This is a genomic window from Methylobacterium sp. Leaf106 (genome assembly GCF_001422895.1).
In the GTDB taxonomy this organism is placed as follows: domain Bacteria; phylum Pseudomonadota; class Alphaproteobacteria; order Rhizobiales; family Beijerinckiaceae; genus Methylobacterium; species Methylobacterium bullatum.
The window spans coordinates 710,721-728,170 of record NZ_LMNB01000023.1 but is presented as its reverse complement, the minus strand read 5'-3'; the positions used below and the strand labels follow the sequence as shown (position 1 = coordinate 728,170).

At 68.5% G+C, this 17,450-nt stretch carries 16 protein-coding genes; 6 read left to right on the top strand and 10 right to left on the bottom strand.

Features of this window, described 5'->3' with window-relative positions; translation table 11 throughout:
• Positions 1-265 precede the first annotated feature (265 nt).
• Positions 266-1,555 (bottom strand): c-type cytochrome, encoded by a 1,290-nt coding sequence (locus ASF34_RS15095; RefSeq protein WP_156465735.1) that lies wholly within the window; start codon positions 1,553-1,555, stop codon positions 266-268.
• A 395-nt stretch (positions 1,556-1,950) separates the two neighbouring features.
• Between ASF34_RS15095 and ASF34_RS15090 the strand changes: the two genes are divergently transcribed.
• The 5 genes from ASF34_RS15090 (at position 1,951) to ASF34_RS15070 (ending at position 7,696) form a co-directional block, all read left to right on the top strand.
• Positions 1,951-3,057 (top strand): molybdopterin-binding protein, encoded by a 1,107-nt coding sequence (locus ASF34_RS15090; protein WP_338011535.1) that lies wholly within the window; start codon positions 1,951-1,953, stop codon positions 3,055-3,057.
• Entirely contained in the window at positions 3,054-5,048 is a 1,995-nt protein-coding gene (locus ASF34_RS15085) for a molybdopterin biosynthesis protein (protein WP_056161944.1), read from the top strand. The genes ASF34_RS15090 and ASF34_RS15085 overlap by 4 nt, the downstream gene beginning before the upstream one ends.
• A gap of 11 nt (positions 5,049-5,059) precedes the next feature.
• Positions 5,060-5,599 carry a molybdopterin-guanine dinucleotide biosynthesis protein B gene (mobB, locus tag ASF34_RS15080; RefSeq protein WP_056162133.1) on the top strand — a complete coding sequence of 180 codons (540 nt, stop codon included), beginning with the start codon at positions 5,060-5,062 and terminating at the stop codon, positions 5,597-5,599.
• Positions 5,583-6,839, top strand: coding sequence for a molybdopterin molybdotransferase MoeA (locus ASF34_RS15075; protein WP_056161942.1), 1,257 nt, complete (start codon positions 5,583-5,585; stop codon positions 6,837-6,839). Before mobB ends, ASF34_RS15075 begins: the two co-directional genes overlap by 17 nt.
• A gap of 155 nt (positions 6,840-6,994) precedes the next feature.
• The gene (locus ASF34_RS15070) at positions 6,995-7,696 is read left to right on the top strand and encodes a TerC family protein (RefSeq protein ID WP_056161940.1); all 702 of its coding nucleotides are present in this window, start codon (positions 6,995-6,997) and stop codon (positions 7,694-7,696) included.
• A 288-nt stretch (positions 7,697-7,984) separates the two neighbouring features.
• On the opposite strand, the gene ASF34_RS15065 is transcribed toward ASF34_RS15070, so the two are convergent.
• From ASF34_RS15065 to ASF34_RS15050, 4 genes are all read right to left on the bottom strand, one after another.
• Entirely contained in the window at positions 7,985-8,548 is a 564-nt protein-coding gene (locus tag ASF34_RS15065; protein ID WP_244479004.1) for a hypothetical protein, read from the bottom strand.
• Positions 8,549-8,668: 120 nt separating this feature from the next.
• Positions 8,669-9,505, bottom strand: coding sequence for a substrate-binding domain-containing protein (locus ASF34_RS15060; protein WP_018044818.1), 837 nt, complete (start codon positions 9,503-9,505; stop codon positions 8,669-8,671).
• Positions 9,478-10,209, bottom strand: a complete 732-nt coding sequence (locus ASF34_RS15055) for an ATP-binding cassette domain-containing protein (RefSeq protein WP_018044819.1) — start codon at positions 10,207-10,209, stop codon at positions 9,478-9,480. The genes ASF34_RS15060 and ASF34_RS15055 overlap by 28 nt, the downstream gene beginning before the upstream one ends.
• Entirely contained in the window at positions 10,206-10,901 is a 696-nt protein-coding gene (locus ASF34_RS15050) for an ABC transporter permease (protein WP_056161938.1), read from the bottom strand. Before ASF34_RS15050 ends, ASF34_RS15055 begins: the two co-directional genes overlap by 4 nt.
• Positions 10,902-11,057: 156 nt before the next feature.
• Here ASF34_RS15050 and ASF34_RS15045 point away from each other — a divergent pair, with 156 nt between their 5' ends.
• Positions 11,058-12,038, top strand: a complete 981-nt coding sequence (locus ASF34_RS15045) for a substrate-binding domain-containing protein (protein WP_056161936.1) — start codon at positions 11,058-11,060, stop codon at positions 12,036-12,038.
• Between the two features lie 60 nt (positions 12,039-12,098).
• On the opposite strand, the gene ASF34_RS15040 is transcribed toward ASF34_RS15045, so the two are convergent.
• From ASF34_RS15040 to ASF34_RS15020, 5 genes are all read right to left on the bottom strand, one after another.
• On the bottom strand, positions 12,099-12,827 hold the full coding sequence (locus ASF34_RS15040; RefSeq protein WP_198290855.1) for an amino acid ABC transporter ATP-binding protein: 729 nt from the start codon (positions 12,825-12,827) through the stop codon (positions 12,099-12,101).
• Between the two features lie 53 nt (positions 12,828-12,880).
• The gene (locus tag ASF34_RS15035) at positions 12,881-13,573 is read right to left on the bottom strand and encodes an amino acid ABC transporter permease (RefSeq protein ID WP_018044823.1); all 693 of its coding nucleotides are present in this window, start codon (positions 13,571-13,573) and stop codon (positions 12,881-12,883) included.
• 57 nt (positions 13,574-13,630) lie between these two features.
• The gene (locus ASF34_RS15030) at positions 13,631-14,353 is read right to left on the bottom strand and encodes an amino acid ABC transporter permease (RefSeq protein WP_018044824.1); all 723 of its coding nucleotides are present in this window, start codon (positions 14,351-14,353) and stop codon (positions 13,631-13,633) included.
• A gap of 28 nt (positions 14,354-14,381) precedes the next feature.
• Positions 14,382-15,320 carry an amino acid ABC transporter substrate-binding protein gene (locus ASF34_RS15025; protein WP_244479003.1) on the bottom strand — a complete coding sequence of 313 codons (939 nt, stop codon included), beginning with the start codon at positions 15,318-15,320 and terminating at the stop codon, positions 14,382-14,384.
• A 343-nt stretch (positions 15,321-15,663) separates the two neighbouring features.
• Positions 15,664-17,271 carry a porin gene (locus ASF34_RS15020; protein ID WP_056161934.1) on the bottom strand — a complete coding sequence of 536 codons (1,608 nt, stop codon included), beginning with the start codon at positions 17,269-17,271 and terminating at the stop codon, positions 15,664-15,666.
• Positions 17,272-17,450: the final 179 nt, after the last annotated feature.

The following is a 17,450-nucleotide window of genomic DNA, read 5'->3' as shown; positions in this document are numbered from 1 at the left end:
GGATCGCTCGGGGGATGATCCTGTAAGAGTCGATCGTCCCATCCAATCACCTCATCCTGAGGCGCCCGCGTCAGCGGGCCTCGAAGGAGCCCTCCTTTTCGCCCGGTGGATTCTGGAGGCCTCCTTCGAGGCCGCTACGCGGCACCTCAGGATGAGGTAAAGTATTGGACAAACAACGCAAAATGGTTTCGCGTGGCTTCCACTGCGCCGTCGCGTTCCGGGCGGGGACCGGGAGTTTCGTGACACACAGTGAAGCATCGGTCGACTACTGCGTCTTCGTCGCCTTTTCGAGAAACCGCACCAGGGCCTCGCGGTCGTCCGGGTCGTTGATCGTCTGCTCGGGCATCTTGGTGCCGGGGGTGTAGCGGGACGGGCCGACCTCGAAGAGCTTCGAGATGGTCCGCGCATCCCAGACGATGTCGAGCCTCTTCAGGGCCTGCGAGAAATTGTAGCCGTCGGCGGTGGCGATGCGGCGGCCGAACACCCCGCTCAGGGTAGGGCCGGCGCGGTGGCCCTCCTCCGGCGTCAGGGTGTGGCAGGCGACGCAGGCCCGGAACACCTCGGCCCCGTGATCCCCCTTGTAGGCGGCCAATGAATCCGCCGGCCGCGCCATCGACAGTGGCCCGATCGGCTCSCCGGTCCTGGCATCCCAGCGGCGCACCAGCCGATCGCCGCCTCCGGTCAGCAACTCGGTTCCATCGGGCCGGAAGGCGAGAGACCAGACCGGAAGTCCGGGGCCGACGAGGCTGAACGCCACCTTGGCAGCGCTTTTGTCAATCAGGGCCACGGTGCCCGCCACCGTGGCGGCGGCCACCCGTCGCCCGTCCGGCGACACGGCGAGCCCGATGACGGGCTTGGTCGCGAGGTCCACCGACGCACGGATAGCCCCATCCTCGGACAGGAAGCGCACCACGCTATCCGCCCCGGCGGCGGCGATCTCGCCGTCCGGCGTCACGGCCAGGGCGTTGATCGGTGACGGCAGTTGAACGATGCGCGGCGGCTCGTCGGTCTCGGCGAGCGGCCAGACCCGAAGCGTGGCGTCGTAGCCTCCCGTCACGAGCCGGCCATCCGCCAGGAAGGCGACGGCGTTGACGTTGCCGGCATGGCCCCGCAGCACCCGCACCGGCCCACCGGCAAGGGGTCGTATCTGCGCGGTACCGTCCCAGGATGCGGAGGCGAGGCGCGTTCCGTCCGCCGAGACAGCGAGGGCCACGATGGGTCCGGAATGGTCGGCGAAGACCTCCACCGGCTCCGGGCGTCCGCCCTGCCAGAGGGCGATGCGCCCGTCCTCGCTGGCCGTGACGAAGCGGCCCCCGTCGAGGGCCGCGACGGCATTCACCGCGCCATCGTGGAACCGCAGGATCGCCAGGGCCGACCCCTGGTCGATTCCCCACAGGATGGCCGATTGATCGAACCCGCCGGAGATCGCCATGCGTCCGTCCGCCGCGATGGCCAGAGCCCGCACGGGCCCGCCATGCCCGCGCAACTGGGCCGAGGCCGGAAGGGGAACGGAGAGGATGAGGAGCGCCGCGCAGACCGACCAGACATGGCGGATCGTGGCCCGCGAGGATCGGGGTCGAACGGACAACACGGATGCCTGCGCCACGCCATCGCTCTCCTGCAGGGCCGAGGATGCTGAAAATCAGGCCCGTTCGAGTTGTCCGTCCAAGTCTTCACCTCATCCTGAGGTGCCGCGGAGCGGCCTCGAAGGAGGGCTCCAGAAACCACCGAGCGTACTGGAGGGCTCCCTCGAGGCCTCCGCTACGCTCCGGCACCTCAGGATGAGGTCGTCTGATTGAATGACAGACTTCGGCAGCCGGTCGCCTTCGGCATGAGCATAAGCTCAGACATCCGATCAGACCGCCTTTTAGCCGGGGCAACGCATCGCGTCTTCCCCGCCGGCCACCGCTCGGCTGATCCGCCACGGGCGGGGTTGCTCACCCGCCCGCGATGCAGCATCCGTCTCAGCTCATGTCGATCCGGTCCGCCACTTCGGCCTCGATGCCCCTTGAAGAAGCAATGGCGCGGCTTCTCGCGATCGTGCCCGTCGCCCCCACCCTGGTGCCCGTCCGGGACGGGATCGGCCTCGTCCTGGCCGAGGATGGGGTGGCCCCCACCGATCGTCCCGCCGAGCCGCGCGCGCGCCGGGACGGTTGGGCCGTGGCCGCCGGGGATGTGACCGGCGCCTCCCCCTACGCACCCGTCACTCTGCGAGGACCGCCCCCATGGGTGGAGGATGGCGACGTGCTGCCGCCGGGCACCGACACCGTCTTGATGCCGGATGCGGTCGGCGCCGACGGGGACATCGTCGCCGATGCGGCGCAGGGCGAGGGCATCTCCCGCGTCGGTCAGGAGGTCGCGCGCGGGGACGTGCTGGCGCGGGCCGGCGAGCGGTTGACGCCGCTCCGTGCCCTTGCCCTCCTTGGCGCCGGGATCGAGACGGTCGTGGTCCGAAGCCCCCATATCCACATCGTCGGAATCGGTCGCGGGTCCGCCTCGGCTGTCGCCGATTGGGTCGCGGCGGCGGGAGTTCGGGTCACGTCGAGCGATTCCGAGCGTGACGTGGACTCCATCATCGCCGCGCTGCGGGTCGATGGGGCCGACGCGGTGTTCGTCGTCGGCGGCACCGGGTTCGGCCGCGCCGATCACAGTGCGGAGGCCCTCGCCCGAACGGGCCGCCTCGACGCGCACGGGATCGCCCTTCATCCGGGGGAGAGCGCCGGCTACGGGCGGATCGGGGCGGTCCCGGTCCTGCTGCTGCCCGGCCGGCCGGACGCCGCCCTCGCGACATTCCTCACCCTCGGGCGGCCCTTGCTGGCCCGTCTCTCGGGAGCGAGTCCGCCCGAGGGCGTCAAAGGCCACCTGACCCGGAAGATCGCCTCCACCGTCGGCATGAGCGAAGTCGTCTTCGTGCGGAGGACGCGGGAGGGGGTGGAGCCCATCGGCGGCGGGGATCTGCCGCTGCGTCGCCTGATCCTCGCCGAGGGCGCGGTTCTGGTGCCGCCGGAGCGGGAAGGCTACCCTGAAGGCGAGTGGATCGAGATCGTGCCCCTGTGAACCGCCCCGACGGAGTTGAGACGAAAGAGGAATTCCTGGCGAGGCTGTCGCGCGCGGCACGCCAGGAGCAGTTCCTCCAGGTGGTCGGCCGGGACGAGGCCGTCGCACGGTTTCGCGCGGCGATCCCGCATACCGCGCTGCCGGCGGAGAGCGTGCCGCTGGCCGCCTGCCTCGGACGCGCCCTGGCGGGCGATGTCGCCTCGCCCATCGACGTGCCTCCCTTCGACCGCGCCCTCGTCGACGGTTTCGCCCTCCGCGCCTCCGACACGATGGGCGCGAGCCAGGCCGAGCCGCGCCGGCTCGGCCTCAACCACGAGATCCTCGCCTGCGGCGTCGCGCCCCGGCTCGTCGTCCTGCCCGGCACGGCGACGGCCATCGCCACCGGCGGCGTGATGCCGCGCGGGGCCGACGCGGCGGTGATGGTGGAGGCCACCGGCATCGCATCCGGCGAAGGACCGCTCGCCATCGATCTCGACCGGGTGGCGGCACCCGGGCAGTTCGTCGGCTATGCCGGCTCCGACATGGCGCGCGGCGAGACGGTCCTGCGCAAAGGCACCGTGATCACCGCGCGGGAAATCGGCATGCTCGCCGCCTGCGGCCTCGCCGCGGTCGAGGTGGTGCGCCGGCCGAGGATCGCCGTGCTCTCCACCGGCGACGAGCTGGTGGCTCCGGGCCAGCCCCTGCCGGCCGCCGGCATCTACGATTCGAACGGGGCCATCATCGCCGCCTCGGTCGCCGAGAATGGCGGCGACCCCGTGCCCTTCGGCATCGTCGCGGATGACGAGGCCGCCCTCGAGACCGCGATCCGTGCGGCACTCTCGGATTGCGACGTCGTCGTGCTGTCGGGCGGCACCTCGAAGGGGGCGGGCGACGTCTCGCACCGCATCCTCTCGCGCCTCGGCGAGCCCGGCATCCTCGTCCACGGGGTCGCCCTGAAGCCCGGCAAGCCGCTCTGCCTCGCCAAGGCGCAGGACAAGGCCATCGTCGTGCTGCCGGGCTTCCCGACCTCCGCGATGTTCACCTTCCACGACTTCGTGGTGCCGCTCGTCCGATCGCTGGCGGGGCTTCCCCCACGGGAGGAAGACAGCGTCGAGGCGGTCCTTCCCCAGCGCATCGCCTCCGAACGCGGGCGGATGGAATTCGTCATGGCCTCGCTCACCCATGGGCGGGACGCTCCCGTCGCGGTCCCGCTCTACAAGGGCTCCGGCTCGGTGACGGCCTTCTCCCAGGCCGACGGCTTCTTCGCGATTCCCGCCGCGCGGGCGGGGATGGAGGCCGGCGAGCGGGTGAGCCTGTCGCGGATCGGGGCCGGCACCCGCGCGCCCGACCTCACCATCGTGGGCAGCCATTGCATCGGCCTCGACGCCATCGTCGGACGCCTGGCCGAGCGCGGCATCCGGGCGCGCACCATCTGGGTCGGGTCCTCGGGGGGCCTCGCCTCCCTCAAGCGGGCCGAATGCGACATCGCCGCAATGCATCTCCTCGACCCCGAGACCGGCCTGTACAACACGCCCTTCCTCACACCGGGCTTGCGCCTCGCGGAGGGCTGGGGGCGGATGCAGGGCGTCGTGTTCCGCCCCGGCGATGCCCGGTTCGCGGGGCGAGACGCGGCGGAGGCGGTCTCGGCCCTGGTCCGCGACCCGGACGCGATCATGGTGAACCGCAACACCGGCTCGGGGACGCGGCTCCTCATCGACGGGGTGCTGAACGGCGCCCGGCCTCCGGGGTTCTGGAACCAGCCCCGCTCGCACAATGCCGTGGCCGCCGCCGTGGCCCAGGGCCGGGCGGATTGGGGTGTCGCCATCGAGAGCGTCGCCCGCGCCTACGGCCTCGGCTTCCTGCCGCTCACCGACGAGCGCTACGATTTCGCCTATGCCGGGGACCGGGCGCGGGAACCGGCTCTTGCCGCCTTCCTCTCTCTCCTCGGCGAGCCGGAAACCGATTCGGCGCTGGCCGAGCTCGGCTTTCCCCGCACGCGGACCCTGCCATGACGGAGCACGCCATGCGGGTGATGGGCCTTGCCGGCTGGAGCGGGGCGGGCAAGACGACCCTGCTCGCCAAGCTCATCCCCGCGCTGATCGCCCGTGGGCTGACGGTCTCCACCATCAAGCACGCGCATCACGCCTTCGACGTGGATCAGCCCGGCAAGGATTCGTACCGGCATCGCCAGGCGGGCGCGTCGGAGGTGCTGATCTCATCCGCTCTTCGTTGGGTGCAGATGCACGAGGTGCGCGACGGCCAGGAGGCGAGCCTCGCCGAGTTGCTGCGCCGTCTCGGCCCCTGCGATCTCGTGCTGGTGGAAGGCTTCAAGCGCGAGGGCCATCCAAAGATCGAAATCCATCGGAACGCCAACGGCCGTCCGCCGCTTCATCCGCAGGACGAGAACATCGTCGCCATCGCCAGCGACCGGGCGTTCCCCGATGCGGGGATCCCCGTGGTCGATCTCGACGACGTGGCGGCCATCGCCGATCTCGTCGCGTCCCTGGCGGAACCGGTCGATGCCATCCTGAACAGGATCGAAGGCCATGGCGCAGCTGACTGACGATTGCTTCGCCTTCGGCGGACGATTGATGAGCGTCGACGACGCCCTCGCGCTGATCGCGGAGCGGCTTCCGGTCCTGGCCGGGATCGAGACCGTGCCGCTGCACGAGGCGGACGGACGCGTCGCGGCGGAGGACGTGACCGCCGGGATCGACCTGCCGCCCTTCGACAATTCGGCGGTGGACGGCTACGCCGTGCGCCATGCCGACCTCGCCCCTTCGGCTGAGACGCGGATGATCGTCGAAGGCCGGGTCGCCGCCGGCCAAGCCGGACTGACGATGGCGGGCGGCCCGAGCGCGGTCCGCATCTTCACCGGCGCGCGGATGCCGGACGGCGCCGACACGGTCTTCATGCAGGAGGACGTGACGCTGGAGGGGACCGGCATCGTCCTGCCTCCGGGCCTGAAGCGCGGGGCGAACCGTCGGCTCGCCGGCGAGGACGTACCCAAGGGCGGCACCATCGTCACCGCCGGGCGGCGCCTCTCGCCGCAGGACGTGGCCTTGGCCGCCGCCACCGGCCGCTCGTCCCTGGCCGTCCGCCGCCGTCTCAAAGTGGCGGTGTTCTCCACCGGCGACGAACTGGCCGAACCGGGCGCCGTCCTGGCACCGGGGGCGATCCACGATTCCAACCGGGTGATGCTGGTCGCCCTGCTGAAGCGCCTCGGCGCGCAGGTGAGCGACCTCGGAATCCTGCGCGACGACCGGGCTATTCTCGCAGCCCACCTCGCCGAGGCCGCGTCCGCCCACGATCTCCTCCTCACCTCCGGCGGGGTCTCCACCGGCGAGGAGGACCACGTGAAACCGGCGGTGGAGAGTGTCGGCAGCCTGGTGTTCTGGCGTCTCGGCATCAAGCCGGGCCGTCCGGTGGCCATGGGCGTCGTGCGGGGTACGCCCTTCGTCGGGTTGCCGGGCAATCCCGTGGCCGCCTACGTGACCCTGCTCTTCGTGGTGCGCCCCCTGCTGGCGCGCCTGGGCGGCGAACACCTCGAAGCGCCCCTCGCGATCCCGGTCCGCTCCACCTTCGCCTACCGCAAGAAAGCCGGCCGGCGCGAGTTCGTACGCGTCAGCCTGAGGCGCGTCGCCGATGGCGGATTGGAGGCGGTGAAGTTCCCCCGTGACGGCGCCGGCCTCCTCACCTCGCTCACGGGCAGCGACGGGCTGGCGGCGCTCCACGACGAGGTGACCGCGATCGAGCCCGGCGACACGATCGAGGTCTATCCGCACGTCGTGCTGTACCGATAGGGAATCTCCCGTCGCCATCGCGCAGAGCGTGACCGACGCTTGCATTGCGCGGGCTCCGGCACGATGTGCCGGGTCATGGCCGAGGTCGATCCGCTTTCGAGTGGGGGGCCGTTCACCTGTCTCCATTTGCCACTCCGACCCGACCGAAAGCGCCGATGGACTTTCTCGACTCGCACTTCCTCGTCTCGGTGCTGCAGATCGTCTGGATCGACCTGCTCCTCTCCGGCGACAACGCGGTCGTCATCGCCATGGCCTGCCGATCCCTGCCCCCCGAGCAACGCCGGACCGGCATCCTCCTCGGCGCGGGGACGGCCGTGGGGCTGCGCATCCTGTTTGCCGTCGTCATCACCTATCTGCTGGCGGTGCCGTTCCTGCGGATCGGCGGCGGGCTCCTGCTCCTCTGGATCGCGGTGAAGCTCGCCCTCGGTGAAGACGATGAAGGTCACGCGGTGAAGGACAGCGCGACCCTGTGGAAGGCGGTGCGGACCATCGCCATCGCCGACGCCGTCATGAGTCTCGACAACGTGGTCGCCATCGCCGCCGTGGCGAAGGGCGAAGTCTCGCTGTTCGTCTTCGGCCTGCTGCTGTCGATCCCGCTGATCGTGGCGGGCGCCTCCCTCATCACGACGCTGCTGAAGCGGTTTCCCCTCGTCATCTGGGCGGGCGCCGCGCTTCTCGGCTGGATCGCCGGCGAGATGATCGTCACCGATCCCTACATCGCCGAACACGTGGCCTCCGTGCCCCACGCGCACCAGGCCGCCGCCGCGCTCTGCGCCGTGCTCGTCGTCGCCGTGGCGTTCATCTGGAAACGGGCGACCGCATCGCCCGAGCCGATCGGCGATCAGGGCCGTCGTTAAAAGGCAGTTTTTGATCTGTTGTTCCAAGCCTTCACCTCATCCTGAGGTGCCGCGTAGCGGCCTCGAAGGAGGGCTCCAGGGATCGCGCGACAACTGGAGGCCTCCTTCGAGGCCCGCTGACGCGGGCACCTCAGGATGAGGTGATCGGCTGGGATGATCGACATTGGCGGATGATCGACGCTGGCTTGAGCATCTGCCAAGGTCGATCGAACAGGCTCCGAGCGCGGCGACGAAATGAAAACGGCCCCTCGCAAGGGGCCGTTTCTCGTCGTCGAGATGAGATCGGACCTACCGCGCCGCTTCGAGATACTTCAGATCGAGGGCGGCCAGCGACATGAGCGGTGACGGCATGACGACGCCGTCGCGGCGGATCATTCGGGCGACCCGCTGGCACCCGGCGATGTCGTTGGCGCCGGCCGCGGCATCGCCCTGTTCGATGAAGGCGGCACTCGGCGTCTTCGGCGGTGGCGCGGACGGAGCGGCGGGGGCGGCCGCGGGGGCTGGGGCCTGGGCCGACGCGCCCGAGGGGGCCGCGGCGTTCTGGGTCGCCCCCTGGGGACCGGAGGCACCGGGACCGTTGGAGGCCGTGGGACCGCTCAGGCCCGAATCCTTCTGCGTCTCACTGCCGGAGGGTTTCTGCGAGCCCGAACCCGGAGCGGTGACGGCCGTGCTCGTCTGGGCCGTCGCCGAACCGGACGCGGCCGGCTGAGCCGGCGGATGCAGGAACGCCGTGAGTTCCTTGCAGATATTGGCCGGCTTGCCCGCCGACTCGGCCGAGGCGATTGCCGGAACCATCGCCATCGCCGCCGTCACGGCGACGATGGACAACCCTCTGAAACCCAAACCCATCATGACACGGCCCTCCCGAGGCCAGCCGCCGCATCTGCAACGGCGCGATTGACCAAGGAAGGTGCGCGGCACGCGGAAGGTGTCAAGGGCGGCGCAGCGCGCCCGTTCGTCGGGGACCGGCCGTCATTGGGCTTCCGCATTGGGAAAGAAGAGCTGCTCCCCGTTGATCCGGTAGGCCGCGATGGCCGCCTGGCCCGGGGCGGAGACGAGCCAATCCACGAAGGCCTGCGCCGCCTTCGCCTTCACCTGCGGATGTTTTTCCGGGTTCACGACCATCACGCCGTATTGGTTGAAGAGGCGCTTGTCGCCTTCCACCAGGATCTTGAGGTCGCCCCGGTTCTTGAACGACAGCCACGTGCCCCGGTCGCTGAGGACGTAGGCATTGGCGGCCGAGGCGGTGTTGAGCGCCGGCCCCATCCCCTGGCCCACATCCTTGTACCAATCGCCGCGCACGGCGCCGAGATCGAGGCCGGCCTCCTTCCAGTAGCGCAGCTCGGCGCTGTGGGTGCCCGAGCGGTCGCCGCGCGAGACGAAGAGCGCCTTGGCGGCGGCGATCTTGCGCAGGGCCTCGACGACGCTGGCGCCAGCGACGCGGGCCGGATCGTCCTTCGGGCCGACGATGACGAAGTCGTTGTACATCACGGGATAGCGCTTCGTGCTCCACCCCTCGCCGACGAATTTCTCTTCGGCGGCGGTGTCGTGGACGAGGGCCACCTCGGCATCCCCGCGTCGGGCCGCGTCGAGGGCCTGCCCAGTGCCGAGGGCCACCACCTTCACGCCGATGCCGCTGGCCTGCGTGAACTTGGGCAGCAACTCCTTGAACAGGCCCGATTGCTCGGTGGAGGTGGTCGAGGCCACCGTGATGGTCTCGGCGGGCTCGGCGGCACCCGGCGCGGACGACAATCCGGAGACGGCGACGATGAGGCCGAAGCTCAGGAGAGAGCGGCGAAGGAAGTCCATGGCATTTCTCCGGTGAGATAGGCCCGCGCCTGCGGCGAACGGGGGGATGACAGGGTGGTGCGCACGGGCCCGTGCTCGACGGCGAGGCCGGCGGCGAGGACGACCACATCCTCGGCCAGACGCATGACCTGACCGAGATTGTGCGAGACGAGGACGACCTTCGTGCCGGCCACCGCCATCGACGCCACGAGATCCTCGATGACGTGGGACGAGGCCGGATCGAGATTGGCGGTGGGCTCGTCGAGCAGGAGGAGATCGGGCGCCCGCGCCCAGGCCCGCGCGAGGGCGAGGCGCTGCTGCTCGCCCCCCGACAGGCGGGTGGCCGGAGCGCCGGCCCGCTCGGAGAGCCCCACATGCCGGAGCGCGGCCCGCACCCGTTCAGCCCGCTCGCCCGCGCCGAGGCCGAGCGGCGCGAGAGCCAGGGCCACGTTGGCGGCGGCACTCGCACGGACGAGGCCGGGCCGCTGGAACACGAAGGCGGTGCTCGGAGGAGGACGGTCGGATGGCCCGATGCGGATCGTCCCGCCCGTCGGGGCCAGCAATCCGTCGATGAGGCGCAGGAGCACGCTCTTGCCGGCGCCGTTCGCGCCGATAATCGCCGTGATGCCGGAGGACGTCACCGACATGTCGATGCCGTTGAGGATGGGCATGTCTCCCACCCGGTAGCGCAAACTGTCGATGACGATGGGAAGCGCCGCGCTCATCCGTAGGCCCGCATGGCATGGGAGCGGAGCAGCGAGGCGGTCGCGCTGACGACGAGGACGATGGCGATGAGGACGAGGCCGAGGGCCAAGGCGAGGGGCAGGTCGCCCTTCTGCGTCTCCAGGGAGATCGCCGTCGTCATGGTGCGGGTGTGCCCATCGATATTGCCGCCCACGACCAGGACTGCCCCGATCTCAGAGATGGCGCGGCCGAAGGCGGCGAGAATCGCCGTCACCAGGGAGAACCGCGTATCGTAGATCAGGATCGCGGCCCGCCGGGCGGGTCCGAGGCCGAGGGAGCGAAGCTGCTCGCCGAGATGCTCCTCCGCATCGGCGACGATCTGGCGTGCGAGGGCGGCGATGAGCGGGACGACGAGCACCGTCTGCGCTGCGATCATCGCGCCCGGCGTGAACAGGAGGCCCAGCCACCCCAGCGGACCGGACCGCGACAGGAGAAGATAGAGAACGAGGCCGATGACCACCGGCGGCAGGCCCATCGCCGCGTTGAGGCATCCCGTGACCAGCCTTCGCCCCGGACATGCCGACACGGCGACGAGGGCGCCGAGGGGCACGCCGACGAGGGTGCCGAGCCCTACCGCCGACAGGCTCACCCGCAGCGACAGGCCGGCAATGGCGACCACCTCCGGATCGAGGGCGGTGAGCCGTCTGAACGTCTCCTCGAGGGTCTGGAACATGGCCCCGGTGCTGTGCGCGGCGAATGTCTCTCGCAAAACTTCCGCTGCGCCGTGGTGCTTCGAGAAAGAGCCGACCGGGACCGGGAGTTGTGTGAGGCACTCTCGCCCCCTCATGCTATCCCTCTCCCTGCCAGTTCAATAGGAAACGGATTGCCTATGAAGGTGGGATTGATCCTCGACGGGACCATTGCGGCGGCGGGCCGGCAACTCGCCTTCGCCCCCACCCTGGCGCTTCTGGACGCCGTCGCCACGGAAGGGTCGCTGCAGGGTGCCGCGGCGCGGCTCGACCTGTCCTATCGCTCGGCCTGGGGCCGCTTCCAGATCCTTGAGGACACGCTCGGGCAGCCCGTCATTCGCAAGACCAAGGGGCACGGCAGCGTTCTGACGCCCTTCGGCGCCGCCTTCCATCAGGCGCTCGGCGACGCATCACGGGCGAGCGGAGAGATCATTGATCGAGAAGAAAAGCGGCTGGAGGCGACGCTCGCCGGTCTGATCGGACGCGCCGCCGGCCCCCTGACCTTCGCGGTCAGCCACGATTCGGTCCTGCTCGACGCTCTGCGCGAGATAGGCGGCATCGCGGTCACCATCGCGGGGAGCATGGACGCCCTCTCGCAGTTGAAGGCGGGGCGGGCCGATGGGGCGGGGTTCCATTTCGGCGCGGCCACGCCCGATCCGGGCTCGGTCTTCGCCGACATCCTCGCCGACCCGGCCCTCCTCACACGCCCGATCCTGCGGCGCGAGCAGGGCCTGATGCTGCAGCGGGGCAATCCTTTCGCCGTCTCCACCATCACGGACCTGACCACGGGCGGCATCCGCTTCGTCAACCGGCAGCTCGGTGCGGGGACGCGGATCTGGTTCGACCGGCTCTGCGCCGAGGCCGGCATCGGCGGGGGCGACATTCGCGGCTACGAGACGGAGGAATTCACGCATCAGGCCGTCGCGGCCCTGATCGCGTCAGGGGCGGCCGATGTGGGAATGGGCACCCGCGCCATCGCGGAGCGGTTCGCGCTCGATTACCTGCCGCTGGGCGAGGAAAGCTACTTCCTGGCCGTCAGGGCGTTCGTCGGCGGCGAGCGCCTGGACGCGATCGCGGCAACGATTCGGCGGCGGGCGGAGGCCACGCCGGGCTATGCCTGAGGCGTTAGCCGCGGGAATGCACGGGCGAGGGCATGGATTGCCCTCGCCCGTGGTTGGGAATCAGTGAGCCAGGATCTTCGACAGGAAGGTCTGCGCGCGCTCGGAACGCGGCTTGTCGAAGAAGTCGTCCTTGGTGGCGTCCTCGACGATCTCGCCGCGATCCATGAACACCACGCGGTTGGCCACCTTGCGGGCAAAGCCCATCTCGTGGGTGACGACCATCATCGTCATGCCTTCGCGGGCGAGCTCGATCATCACGTCGAGGACCTCGCCGACCATCTCCGGGTCGAGGGCCGAAGTCGGCTCGTCGAACAGCATGACGATGGGGTTCATCGACAGGGCGCGGGCGATGGCGACGCGCTGCTGCTGACCGCCGGAAAGCTGGCCCGGATATTTGTGCGAATGCGCCGAGAGGCCGACCCGCCCGAGGAGCTTCAGGCCGCGGTCATGGGCATCGTCCTTGGCCCGTCCCAGCACCTTGCACTGGCCGAGCATCAGGTTGTCGATGATCGACAGGTGGGGGAACAGCTCGAAATGCTGGAACACCATGCCGACACGGGCGCGCAGCTTGGGCAGATTGGTGCCCTTGGCCTGGACGCCGATGCCGTCGACGGTGATCGCCCCCTTCTGGATCGGCTCCAGGGCGTTGACCGTCTTGATGAGGGTGGACTTGCCCGACCCGGAAGGGCCGCACACGACGACCACCTCGCCCTTGGTGACCTGCGTCGTACAGCCGTTGAGAACCTGGACCGGGCCATACCACTTGCTGATGTTGTCGATGGCGATCATCGGCTTCGTCGAAGCCTGGGGATCGATGGCGGACATGACGGATCCTCGAGAGCTTAGCGGATGATGGCGACGCGGCGCTGAAGACGCCGGACGAGGGTCGAGGCGGTGATGCAGATCACCAGGTAGACGGCCGCGGCGAACAGATACATCTCCACGAGACGACCATCGCGCTGGGCGACCTTCGAGGCGGCGCCGAGGAAGTCGGTGAGCGAGATGACGTAGACCAGGGACGTGTCCTGGAAGAGCACGATGGTCTGGGTCAGCAGCAGCGGCAGCATGTTGCGGAAGGCCTGCGGCAGGATCACCGTCCGCATGGTCTGGCCGTAGGTCAGGCCGATGGCCTGCGCCGCCGCCGTCTGCCCCTTCGGGATCGCCTGGATGCCGGCGCGCATGATCTCGGAGAAGAACGCCGCCTCGAACAGGGTGAAGGTGACGAGGGCCGAGGTGAAGGCCCCCACCGAGATCGGCCGCGACGCGCCCGTCATCCATTGGCCGATATAGGGAACGAGGAAGTAGAACCAGAAGATCACCAGCACGAGCGGCAGCGACCTCATGAAGTTCACGTAGATCTTGGCCGGGAGCGCCAGGGCGGTGATCCCGGAGAGACGCATCATCGCGATGATGGTGCCGAGGATGATGCCGCCCGAGGCGGCGAGCGCGGTGAGCGTCAGCGTGAACACCATTCCCGTCCCGAACAGGTACGGCAAGGATGAGAGGACGACTCCGAAGTCGAAATCCGTGAACATCGGTCCTCTAGTCCCGTCTGACGGTCGCGAAGGATGGGGGGAGGGAGCGCGCCGTCATCAGCGCGATCCCGGGACGGCGATGCGCGTCTCGAGTTTGCTCGACAGCGTCACCACGATCAGGCTGATGCCGAGATAGATGACCGTGGCCGCCGTGAAGGATTCGAAGACCTGCGAGGAGAATTCCTGCATCGAGCGTGCCCGGGCGGTGAGTTCGAGCAGGCCGATGGTGAGCGCCACCGAGGTGTTCTTGAGGTTGTTCAGGAACTCGGAGGTCAGCGGCGGCAGGATCACCCGGTAGGCGTTGGGCAGCAGCACGTAGCGATAGGTCTGCCACGTGGTGAGGCCCAGAGCCGTCCCGGCCATGCGCTGGCCGCGCGGCAAGGTCTCGATGCCGGTGCGGACCTGCTCGGCGACGCGGGAGGCCGTGAAGAAGCCGAGGCAGAGGACCGCCGTGTAAAACGACGAATTCGGCAGTTGCTTCAGCCAGGTCCCCCAGGAGCCGGGTAGGATCTCCGGCACCACGTAGAACCAGAGGAACATCTGCACGAGGAGCGGGATGTTGCGGAACAGCTCCACATAGGTGGTGCCGACCCGTTGGGCCCCCCGGCTCGGAAGGGTGCGCAGCACCCCGATGAGCGAGCCGAGGGAGAAGGCGATGATCCAGGAACAGAGCGCCGTGGCGATCGTCCAGGAGAGGCCGGAGAGAAGCATGTCGGCATAGGTGCCGGTGCCTTCCGGCGACGGTTCGAAGAAGATCCGCCAGTTCCAGTTGTAATTCATCGCCTGTCGTCTGCTCCGATGCGGCGGCTTAGTAGGCGGCCGGGTCGGCGCTGTCGCTCGGCGACTCGAAGGCCTTCTTCATGGGATCGCTCATGGGAAGGCTGAGGTTGATGCCCCGCGGCGGGATCGGCTTGGTGAACCAGGTCTCGTACAGGACCTTGCCCTCGGGGCTCTTGTAGAGCTTGGCCGTCGCTTCATCGACCACGGCCTTGAACGGCGCGTCGTCCTTGCGGAGCATGATGCCGTAGGGCTCGGGCTTCGACAGGGCCTCGCTGGAGATGGCGTAGGCACCCGGCTCCTTGGAGCTGGCGGCCAGCGAGGCGAGGAGCACGTCGTCCATCACGAAGGCGGCGGCGCGGCCGGTCTCGACCATGAGGAAGGCTTCGGCGTGATCCTTGGCGGGCAGGATCGTCAGGCCGAGGCTGCGCGCGGTATTGGCCTCGTTGATCTGGCGGATGTTGGTGGTGCCCGAGGTGGAGACGACGGTCTTGCCCTTGAGATCCTCGATCGTGTCGAGCTTGGCCGATTTCTTCGCCACGTAGCGGGTGGCGGTGAGGAAGTGGGTGTTGGTGAAGGCGACCTGCTTCTGGCGGTCGACGTTGTTGGTGGTCGAGCCGCATTCGAGATCGACGGTGCCGTTGGCGATCAGCGGGATGCGGGTGGCGGAGGTGACGGGATTGAGCTTCACCTCGAGCTTCGTCAGCTTCAGGTTGGTCTTCACCGCCTCGGCGATCTTCTTACAGATCTCGAAGGCGTAGCCGACCGGCTTCTGGTCGCCGTCGAGGTAGGAGAACGGGACCGAGGCATCGCGATAGCCGATGGTGATTTCGCCGGTCTCTTTGATCTTCTTGAGGGTGCCGGTCAGTTCCTGGGCACTGGCACCGGATGCGCCGAGCGTGATGCCCATCGCCGATGCGAGGACGACCGCCGCCGACAGAGCGGCGGACCTGTGTTGACCAAAATGCATGTGAAGGCTGGCTCCCGGAGGGGTTCTCGCCGATCGGACGACCGGCATGTGAGGCTCAACGTAGCAGCGGTCTCGCCCATCGCAATCGGTGAATGAGGCGTCACCGGAGATGTCAACCGCTCGACGATGTTATAGCAATCGGCGTGCCGCGCGCGCGACCGGGATCCATTTCGGCGATACAATGCCCCGCATTTGAAATTGTACCGGGTCGGGGAAGACCAGAGGCACGCGCAACGGCACAACAAATGAAAAAGGCCCGGCTTTGCAGCCGGGCCTTTTCCAGAACATCTTGAATGATCTTGCGGGATCGGAGCATGGCTCCGATCCCGCCGACCATCGATGCTTAGAAGTCGCGCTGGACGCGCATACGCACCTGGTAGGTGTCGTCGGCGGTCACGGTACGAACGGCGCCGGAGGCGATGTTCGCGGCGTTGACGGTGCCGCTCGACTGAGTGCGGTCCACTACGCGGCCGTTCTGGACGCCGACCTTGGTGTAGAAGCCCTCGACACCGATATCGAGGTCCTTCACCGGCGACCAGATCAGGCTCGCGCCGGCGACGATCTGGTAGGTGTCACGCAGAACCGGGCTGACGTCGAAGGAGACCTGGCCGGGAACGCCGGTGAACTGACCAGTCGCACCGGTGGTCTGGAACGCCGCCGCATTGGCGGCGCGAGCGCCACGGGCGAAGGAGAGCTCGCCGTAGCTGCCGAACACGGCCGAACGCCACTCAGGCGACCAGTAGTGCAGGAACGAACCGACCACGGTGAAGCTGGTGGACAGCTCGATCTTGCCCGTGAAGGGGTTGAGCGTGGCGTCGGACATGAAGGGATCGAAGGCAGCGCCGTTGATGGTGCTGGCGATGGATGTGTAGCTGCCGTTGTAGGACGAGTAGCCCGTGTAGAGGGTGGAACCCTCGCCATAGGCACCCTGCAGGTACAGGGTATCGCCGGGAGCGATGAACGGGGTGTTGATCTTCACGCCACCCTGGACAGCCCAGCCGTATTCGTTAGACGGCCGCTCGGTGACCGCAGAGAAGCCGCCGAATCCGGGAGCTGTGGCAACGCTTGTCACGCCAGCGATCGTATTGCCGACATTGACTTCCTTAACGGCGGCAGAGATCTGAGCCGAACCCCAGGCAGCATCATAGCGCAGGACGCCGACGAAGTCGGGCATGCGGTTGCGCTGGGCAACGTCAAAGTTCTGGAAGTTGCTGCCAAGTCCACCGGGGCCGACGAAGATCGGTGAAGGCGCACTGGCCGTACCGGCGCCGACAACGTAGGTCTGCGAGTAGATCGTGTTGCGACGGAAGGTCGGGTCTTCGAGCGAAACCGTAGCCGAGAAGCCTTCACCGAACTTCGCGGAATAGGCGAGGAGGTTGGTGGACTGGACGTCGGAGTTGAGCGTCGCGCCGGCGAACTCGAAGTCGTGGGCGTAGAAGTCGAAGAACGAGGAAGCGCGACCGGCGGTGAGGCCGGCGAACTGGATGAACGCCTTGTCGGTGTTCACGAACTGCTGGGCGCGACCGAACTGATCCTGACCGGTGGCGCTGAAGGCGGAGCCGATGCGCTCCTGGGTGCCGGAGCGGAGGCCGCCGGTGGAGCCGGTGCGCGAGGCGAACTGGATGCGGGTGAAGGCGCGCAGGGTGCCGTAGGCCGTCTGGGTGCGGGCATCGACGTTGATGCGGGCGAGACCGATATAGCCGGTCGTGTCGCCGTTGCCGCCGGAGCGGCTGTCCGTCGGCTGGTAGCCGATGTCGAGGCGGGCGCGGCCCGAGAGACGGATGCAGGTATCCGTTCCGGGGATGTAGAAGAAGCCGGCGCCGTAGGCGGAGCAGACGCGGACGTATTCGATCGGCACGGCCTTCTTCACGGGAAGGTCGGCGGCATGCGCTCCAGCGACCGACGCAAAACCTGCGGCGGTACCGAGGAGTGAGCTCTTCAAGAGCTTCATTGATATCTCCAAAAGCTTCGAGACCCGAGGGACAGGCAACTTCAACCCGGCATGGACCGGCGTTCGTTTGCCTTTATTTGTTAGCCGGCAGGACTTAAGTGCCCCGTTCCGACCGTGCCCCGGGGTTTCCCCAGTGCGTATTCACTCTGTGCGAGCGGGTTCCTGCGAGCAACTCGGAA